This window comes from uncultured Streptococcus sp. (genome assembly GCF_963516515.1).
Taxonomy (GTDB): domain Bacteria; phylum Bacillota; class Bacilli; order Lactobacillales; family Streptococcaceae; genus Streptococcus.
Window position 1 is genome coordinate 79,566 of record NZ_CAUQCJ010000003.1, and the last position, 6,659, is coordinate 86,224.

At 39.0% G+C, this 6,659-nt stretch carries 8 protein-coding genes; 7 read left to right on the forward strand and 1 reads right to left on the reverse strand.

The window, feature by feature from the left end; genetic code table 11:
* The first annotated feature begins 35 nt into the window (after positions 1-35).
* The 7 genes from glmU (at position 36) to RYL77_RS01390 (ending at position 6,184) form a co-directional block, all read left to right on the forward strand.
* Entirely contained in the window at positions 36-1,415 is a 1,380-nt protein-coding gene (glmU, locus tag RYL77_RS01360) for a bifunctional UDP-N-acetylglucosamine diphosphorylase/glucosamine-1-phosphate N-acetyltransferase GlmU (RefSeq protein WP_315009280.1), read from the forward strand.
* Between the two features lie 9 nt (positions 1,416-1,424).
* The gene (locus RYL77_RS01365; protein WP_315009282.1) at positions 1,425-1,970 is read left to right on the forward strand and encodes an NUDIX hydrolase; all 546 of its coding nucleotides are present in this window, start codon (positions 1,425-1,427) and stop codon (positions 1,968-1,970) included.
* Positions 1,971-1,981: 11 nt separating this feature from the next.
* The gene (gene macP / locus RYL77_RS01370; protein ID WP_315009284.1) at positions 1,982-2,293 is read left to right on the forward strand and encodes a cell wall synthase accessory phosphoprotein MacP; all 312 of its coding nucleotides are present in this window, start codon (positions 1,982-1,984) and stop codon (positions 2,291-2,293) included.
* A 16-nt stretch (positions 2,294-2,309) separates the two neighbouring features.
* Positions 2,310-3,002 carry a 5'-methylthioadenosine/adenosylhomocysteine nucleosidase gene (locus RYL77_RS01375; RefSeq protein ID WP_102211184.1) on the forward strand — a complete coding sequence of 231 codons (693 nt, stop codon included), beginning with the start codon at positions 2,310-2,312 and terminating at the stop codon, positions 3,000-3,002.
* Positions 3,003-3,078: 76 nt separating this feature from the next.
* Complete coding sequence (gene rocS, locus RYL77_RS01380) at positions 3,079-3,570, forward strand: chromosome segregation protein RocS (protein ID WP_000021242.1); 492 nt, start codon at positions 3,079-3,081, stop codon at positions 3,568-3,570.
* Positions 3,571-3,821: 251 nt separating this feature from the next.
* Complete coding sequence (locus tag RYL77_RS01385) at positions 3,822-4,412, forward strand: 3'-5' exonuclease (RefSeq protein ID WP_315009289.1); 591 nt, start codon at positions 3,822-3,824, stop codon at positions 4,410-4,412.
* 8 nt (positions 4,413-4,420) lie between these two features.
* Positions 4,421-6,184 (forward strand): glycerophosphodiester phosphodiesterase, encoded by a 1,764-nt coding sequence (locus RYL77_RS01390; RefSeq protein WP_315009291.1) that lies wholly within the window; start codon positions 4,421-4,423, stop codon positions 6,182-6,184.
* Positions 6,185-6,253: 69 nt separating this feature from the next.
* Here RYL77_RS01390 and RYL77_RS01395 read toward each other — a convergent pair whose 3' ends face one another.
* Positions 6,254-6,553 carry a YbaB/EbfC family nucleoid-associated protein gene (locus tag RYL77_RS01395; protein WP_315009293.1) on the reverse strand — a complete coding sequence of 100 codons (300 nt, stop codon included), beginning with the start codon at positions 6,551-6,553 and terminating at the stop codon, positions 6,254-6,256.
* Positions 6,554-6,659 lie beyond the last annotated feature (106 nt).

Consider the following 6,659-nt stretch of genomic DNA (forward strand, 5'->3'; position numbering starts at 1 on the left):
TAATAAAAGGGAATTTCTAGAGAAAAGAGAAGATTATGTCAAATTATGCCATTATTTTAGCAGCGGGTAAAGGGACTCGCATGAAATCTGATTTGCCAAAAGTGTTGCATAAGGTTGCGGGTATTTCTATGTTGGAACATGTTTTCCGTAGTGTGGGAGCTATCCAGCCTGAAAAGACAGTAACAGTGGTAGGACACAAGGCGGAATTGGTTGAAGAGGTCTTGGCTGGACAGACAGAATTTGTGACTCAATCTGAACAGTTGGGGACTGGCCATGCAGTTATGATGACAAAGCCAATTTTGGAAGGTTTGTCAGGTCACACCTTGGTCATCGCAGGAGATACTCCTTTAATCACAGGTGAAAGCTTGAAAAACTTGATTGATTTCCACATCAATCATAAAAATGTGGCCACTATCTTGACTGCTGAAACAGATAATCCTTTTGGCTATGGACGAATTGTGCGTAATGACAATGCTGAAGTTCTTCGCATTGTGGAGCAGAAGGATGCTACAGATTTTGAAAAGCAAATCAAGGAAATCAACACTGGAACTTACGTTTTTGATAACGAGCGTTTGTTTGAAGCTTTGAAAAATATCAATACCAACAATGCTCAAGGCGAATATTACATTACAGATGTTATTGGCATTTTCCGTGAAGCTGGTGAAAAAGTTGGTGCTTATACTTTGAAAGATTTTGATGAAAGTCTTGGAGTAAATGACCGTGTGGCACTTGCGACTGCTGAGTCGATTATGCGTCGTCGCATCAATCATCAGCACATGGTCAATGGGGTCAGTTTTGTCAATCCAGAATCAGCTTATATCGATATTGATGTTGAGATTGCTCCTGAAGTTCAACTCGAAGCCAATGTTACCTTGAAAGGGCAAACGAAAATTGGTTCTGAGACTGTTTTGACAAACGGTACTTATGTAGTGGATAGCACTATCGGAGCAGGAGCTGTCATTACTAACTCTATGATTGAGGAAAGCAGTGTTGCAGACGGAGTGACTGTCGGACCTTACGCCCATATTCGTCCAGGTTCAAGTCTAGCTGCCCAAGTCCATATTGGTAACTTTGTTGAAGTGAAAGGCTCTTCAATCGGTGAGAATACCAAGGCTGGTCATTTGACCTATATCGGAAACTGTGAAGTGGGTAGCCATGTTAATTTTGGTGCAGGAACTATTACAGTCAACTATGACGGCAAAAATAAATACAAGACAGTCATCGGTAACAATGTCTTTGTTGGTTCAAATTCAACCATTATTGCGCCAGTAGAACTTGGTGATAATTCCCTCGTTGGTGCTGGTTCAACTATTACCAAAGACGTTCCAGCAGATGCGATTGCCATTGGACGCGGTCGTCAGGTCAATAAAGACGAATATGCAACACGCCTTCCTCATCATCCTAAGAATCAGTAGGAGCCTATCATGGAATTTGAAGAAAAAACGCTTAGCCGAAAAGAAATCTATCAAGGACCAATTTTTAAACTGGTTCAAGATCAGGTTGAATTACCAGAAGGTAAGGGAACTGCCCAACGTGATTTGATTTTCCACAATGGAGCTGTCTGTGTTTTAGCAGTAACCGATGAGCAAAAACTCATCTTGGTCAAGCAGTACCGAAAAGTCATTGAGGCTGTCTCTTACGAAATTCCAGCTGGAAAATTGGAAGTAGGAGAAAATGCAGACCCTGTAGCAGCAGCTCTGCGTGAATTAGAGGAAGAAACAGCCTACACAGGGAAATTAGAACTCTTGTACGATTTTTACTCAGCCATTGGCTTTTGTAATGAAAAGTTAAAACTATACCTAGCTAGCGATTTGACAAAGGTGGAAAATCCGCGTCCCCAGGATGAAGATGAAACCTTGGAAGTCCTTGAAGTGAGCTTAGAAGAAGCTAAGGAATTAATCAAATTAGGTCATATCTGTGATGCCAAGACAATTATGGCTGTTCAATACTGGGAATTGCAGAAAAAATAGAGGAGGTCAATATGGGTAAACCTTTATTAACGGATGAAATAATCGAAAGAGCTAATAGAGGAGAAAATATTTCAGGTCCCCCTTTGCTAGATGATGAAGAGACAAAAATTTTACCAACCTCTTCTTCCCGTTTTGGTTATGCCAATCCTAAGGAACATGGTTTTAGCCAGGAAACCTTGAAGATTCAGGTCGAACCGTCTATTCATAAAAGTCGTCGCATTGAAAATACTAAGAGAAATGTCTTCAATTCTAAGTTAAATAAAATCTTATTCGCAGTCATCTTTCTCTTGATTTTGCTTGTCTTAGCAATGAAACTTTTGTAATAGAAAAGGAATTGAAATGAAAATAGGAATTATTGCGGCTATGCCAGAAGAACTGGCTTATCTGGTCCAGCATCTAGACAATGCTCAGGAGCAAGTTGTTTTAGGGAATACTTATTATACAGGAAACCTTGCCTCTCATGAAGTCGTTCTTGTAGAAAGTGGAATTGGTAAGGTCATGTCTGCTATGAGTGTGGCGATTTTGGCTGATCATTTTCAAGTGGATGCTTTGATTAACACGGGATCAGCTGGGGCAGTAGCAGAAGGTATTGCTGTTGGGGATGTTGTGATTGCTGATAAATTAGCCTATCATGACGTGGATGTTACAGCTTTTGGTTATGCTTATGGACAAATGGCGCAACAACCGCTTTATTTCGAATCAGATAAAACCTTTGTTGCTAAAATTCAAGAGAGTTTATCTCAATTAGATCAGAACTGGCATCTTGGTTTGATTGCTACAGGAGATAGTTTTGTTGCAGGAAATGACAAGATAGAAGCTATTAAGTCCCATTTCCCAGAAGTTTTAGCTGTTGAGATGGAGGGGGCCGCTATTGCTCAGGCAGCGCATGCCCTTAATCTTCCAGTTTTAGTTATTCGAGCTATGAGTGATAATGCCAACCATGAAGCAAACATCTCTTTTGATGAGTTTATTATCGAAGCTGGACGTCGCTCTGCCCAAGTCTTGTTAGCCTTTTTGAAGGCCTTAGATTAAGCGAAAATTTGACAGTTTTTCTAGCTTATGATAAGATTTAAGTAAAGAAAAGCTAGAAAACGTTTCAGAGGATATTATGAGTATTGAAATGACCGTCAGTGAGATTGCAGAGGTCTTAGGATTATCTCGCCAAGCAATCAATAACCGTGTCAAAGAATTACCTGAAGAAGACACAGATAAAAATGACAAAGGGGTAACAGTCGTTACCAGAAGTGGCTTGATTAAGCTAGAAGAAATCTATAAAAAAACGATTTTTGAAGATGAGCCTGTCAGTGAAGATGTCAAGCAACGTGAACTGATGGAGATTCTGGTTGATGAGAAGAATGCAGAAATTCTTCGTCTCTATGAACAGTTAAAAGCCAAGGATCGTCAGTTATCAGAAAAAGACGAGCAGATGCGTATCAAAGACCGTCAGATTGCTGAGAAAGACAAACAACTCGATCAGCAGCAACAATTGACTCTTCAAGCAATGAAGGATCAAGAAAATCTTAAGCTAGAGCTGGACCAAGCAAAAGAAGAAGTCCAATCAACTAAGAAAGGCTTTTTTGCTCGTTTATTTGGAGGATAATCAAGGAGCTGTTTAGGTTAAATGCTAACCTGATGGCTTCTTTTGTTTCTAAATAGTATAGTTGCTCAATTAATACTCAATGAAAATCAAAGAGCAAACTAGGAAGCGAGCTGCAGGCTGCTCAAAGCACTGCTTTGAGGTTGTAGATAAGACTGACGAAGTCAGTTACATATATCTACGGCAAGGCGACGTTGACGCGGTTTGAAGAGATTTTCGAAGAGTATAAAATAACAGTATAGGAGAGGTAGAAAATGGAACGATTAGAAGATTACATTGCTTTCGATTTAGAATTTAATCAGCATGAAGGGCAAACACACTTGATTCAAGTATCGGCAGTGCGTTTTAGAGATGGTCAGGAAATCGATGCCTATGATTCCTATGTTCATACCAGTGTGCCTCTAAAAAGTTTTATCAATGGTTTGACTGGGATTACAGCCGAGACCTTAAAAGATGCTCCTCCAGTGGAGAAAGTCATAAAAGAATTTCAAGAGTTTGTGGGTTCTTTACCCATGGTTGGCTACAATGCTGCTAAAAGTGATCTACCTATTTTAGCGGATCATGGTTTAGACTATAGCCAGCAGTACAAGGTGGACTTGTATGATGAAGCTTTTGAACGTCGGAGTTCGGATTTACATGGTATTGCCAATCTCAAATTGCAAACTGTTGCCTCATTTCTTGGATTTCAAGGTCAGTCTCATAATAGCTTAGAGGATGCTCGTATGACGGCGCGTGTGTACGAGTCCTTTCTAGAGTCAGACCAAGCTAGAGAATTGTTAGGGGCAGAAAGTAGCCTATCAAACAATCCTTTTGGAGGCTTGGACTTGTCTCAATTATTTGACTAGGAGTGCCTATGAAACCTGAAAAACCTAAAAATCTAGGTTTTAAGCAGATATACTTTAATCTAGATAAAATACTCTTTCTATTTTTCTTGACTTTTATGATGATTGAGTTTGTCTGGTTACCAGCAAATTCTTGGATTGCTGGACTTTTGCTCCGTCAGACAGGTTATCTCTTTCTATCCTACAACAATATTTTTGCTATTATAACGGGCTCACCCTTTGTTAGTTTTGCTTTATTTGTTCTGGTAATTGTTAATTTACTGATTGCCTATTACCAGATAGGACTTCTCTTTATTGGTGCTCGGCATTTATTATGCCATGAAAAAAGGACTTTGCTGGAGTACAGTCGTAAGGTCTTTCGCCAAAGTTTCTTGTTTATGAAGCAAGTCACGATTTTCAAAATGACCTTTATTTTCTTTTATATCATGATTCTTTTTCCATTGATTCGAAAGATTTTAAAGATTTATTATCTTAATAAAATTGTGATTCCGGAATTTATTGTAGCCTATGTAGAAGATAAATATTGGTTAGTCGGTTTGGTAGTCACTGTTCTGGCCTTACTACTGTTTTACATTTCAGTGCGTTTGATGTTTGCCCTACCTCAGCTTTTATTTGAGAAGAAAACAGTCAAAGAAGCAGTCAGATACAGTCTAGAAAAGACAAGAAAGCACTCCTGGTTTTATACTTGGAACTTGCTTTGGATTGTCGTCAAAACCTACCTATTTTTCATTCTTTTATTGATTCCAATCTTGGCAAGTCAGGCACTGATGGATGGTTTGACCCATAAGGAATCTCTTGTGCTGGGAATTATCAACTTTGTCTTGATTAAGAATTTCCACTATATAGCCTTGACTTACTTTCTCATTAAGTTTGTTTCCTTCTTAACAGGAGAAGAACTAGAAATCACACCAAGGAGAAAGAAAGACCACTGGATGAGATGGGGAGTGATGGGCTGTGCTTGTATCTTTTTCACTCTTGAGGGTTATGTTTATTTAGAAGCTCCAGTTGCCAATAAACCTTTAATTATTTCTCACAGGGGAGTATCTAATAAGAATGGTGTGCAAAATACCGTCCAATCACTAGAAAAAACTGCTCAGTTATCTCCAGATTTCGTTGAGACAGATGTTCAGGAAACAAAAGATGGCCAGTTTGTCATGATGCATGATGCCAATATCAAGAATCTGACAGGAGTTAATGCCAATCCTCAGGATCTAACTTTGGATGAATTAACCAAACTTGATATTTCTGAAAATGGCTATCATGCCAAGGTATCTAGTTTTGATGACTACCTTAATAAAGCCAATGAATTGCATCAGAAACTTCTTATTGAGATTAAAACCAGTCGAAAAGATAGTCCAGATATGATGAAACGGTTTATGGACAAATATGGAGCTGTTATTAAGCAGAATGGGCACCAAATGCAGTCCTTAGACTACCATGTGATTGACCAGGTGCTAGCCTACGACTCACAAATTCCAGTCTATTTCATCCTACCTTACAATAGTATCTTTCCAAGAACCAAAGCTACAGGTTATACCATGGAGTATTCAACCTTAGATGAAAATTTTGTCAACAAGCTTTGGAATACCGATCAGAAATTGTACGTCTGGACCATTAATAGTTCAGAGTCCTTTGATAAATCCGTTCATTTGGGAGCTGACGGCATGATAACGGATGACTTGGAAATGATTCAAGACCAGGTTACCATTGCCCAAGAAGACCCAGAGTATACGGATTTACTGTTTAAACAGGCCATGGAATTCTTTAATTTTTAGTAAGCAAAAAGAGGAACAGTTGTTCCTCCCACGATAGGCAAGTATTCTCTTGAATGCTTGTTTTTTTTATTAGAATGGCAATTTCCCGGCGAAAGCACCCAATTTTTTCTTAGTCGTTTCATCGATTTGTTCAAGAGCAGAGTTGATGGCTTGAGCAGTCATATCTGAAAGAGTTTCAAGGTCTTCAGGGTCAACGACAGCTGGATTGAAGTCAATGCTGATAACTTTCTTATCTCCAGTCAAGGTCGCTTGAACAAGGTCTTGAGCAGATTTGCCAATAAATTGCATAGCAGCAAGTTCAGCTTGGCTTTGTTCCATTTGTTTTTGAAGTTTTTGTGCTTGGCGCATCATGTTTTGCATGTTCATCATAAGATTTTTAAGATTCCTTTCGTATCAAGGCTTGGAGCCTTTTTTAATAAATTTTTTGCCATTTTTTGCCCTAAAAGTTGTCAAAAGCATTGGCGACTTCTTTTTG

Excerpts from the sequence above, each read along its gene's own strand:
- rocS (WP_000021242.1), top strand. The coding sequence starts at position 3,079 with ATGAGTATTGAAATGACCGTCAGTGAGATTGCAGAGGTCTTAGGATTA.
- macP (WP_315009284.1), top strand. The coding sequence starts at position 1,982 with ATGGGTAAACCTTTATTAACGGATGAAATAATCGAAAGAGCTAATAGA.
- RYL77_RS01395 (WP_315009293.1), bottom strand. The coding sequence starts at position 6,553 with ATGATGAACATGCAAAACATGATGCGCCAAGCACAAAAACTTCAAAAA.
- RYL77_RS01365 (WP_315009282.1), top strand. The coding sequence starts at position 1,425 with ATGGAATTTGAAGAAAAAACGCTTAGCCGAAAAGAAATCTATCAAGGA.
- RYL77_RS01390 (WP_315009291.1), top strand. The coding sequence starts at position 4,421 with ATGAAACCTGAAAAACCTAAAAATCTAGGTTTTAAGCAGATATACTTT.
- glmU (WP_315009280.1), top strand. The coding sequence starts at position 36 with ATGTCAAATTATGCCATTATTTTAGCAGCGGGTAAAGGGACTCGCATG.
- RYL77_RS01385 (WP_315009289.1), top strand. The coding sequence starts at position 3,822 with ATGGAACGATTAGAAGATTACATTGCTTTCGATTTAGAATTTAATCAG.
- RYL77_RS01375 (WP_102211184.1), top strand. The coding sequence starts at position 2,310 with ATGAAAATAGGAATTATTGCGGCTATGCCAGAAGAACTGGCTTATCTG.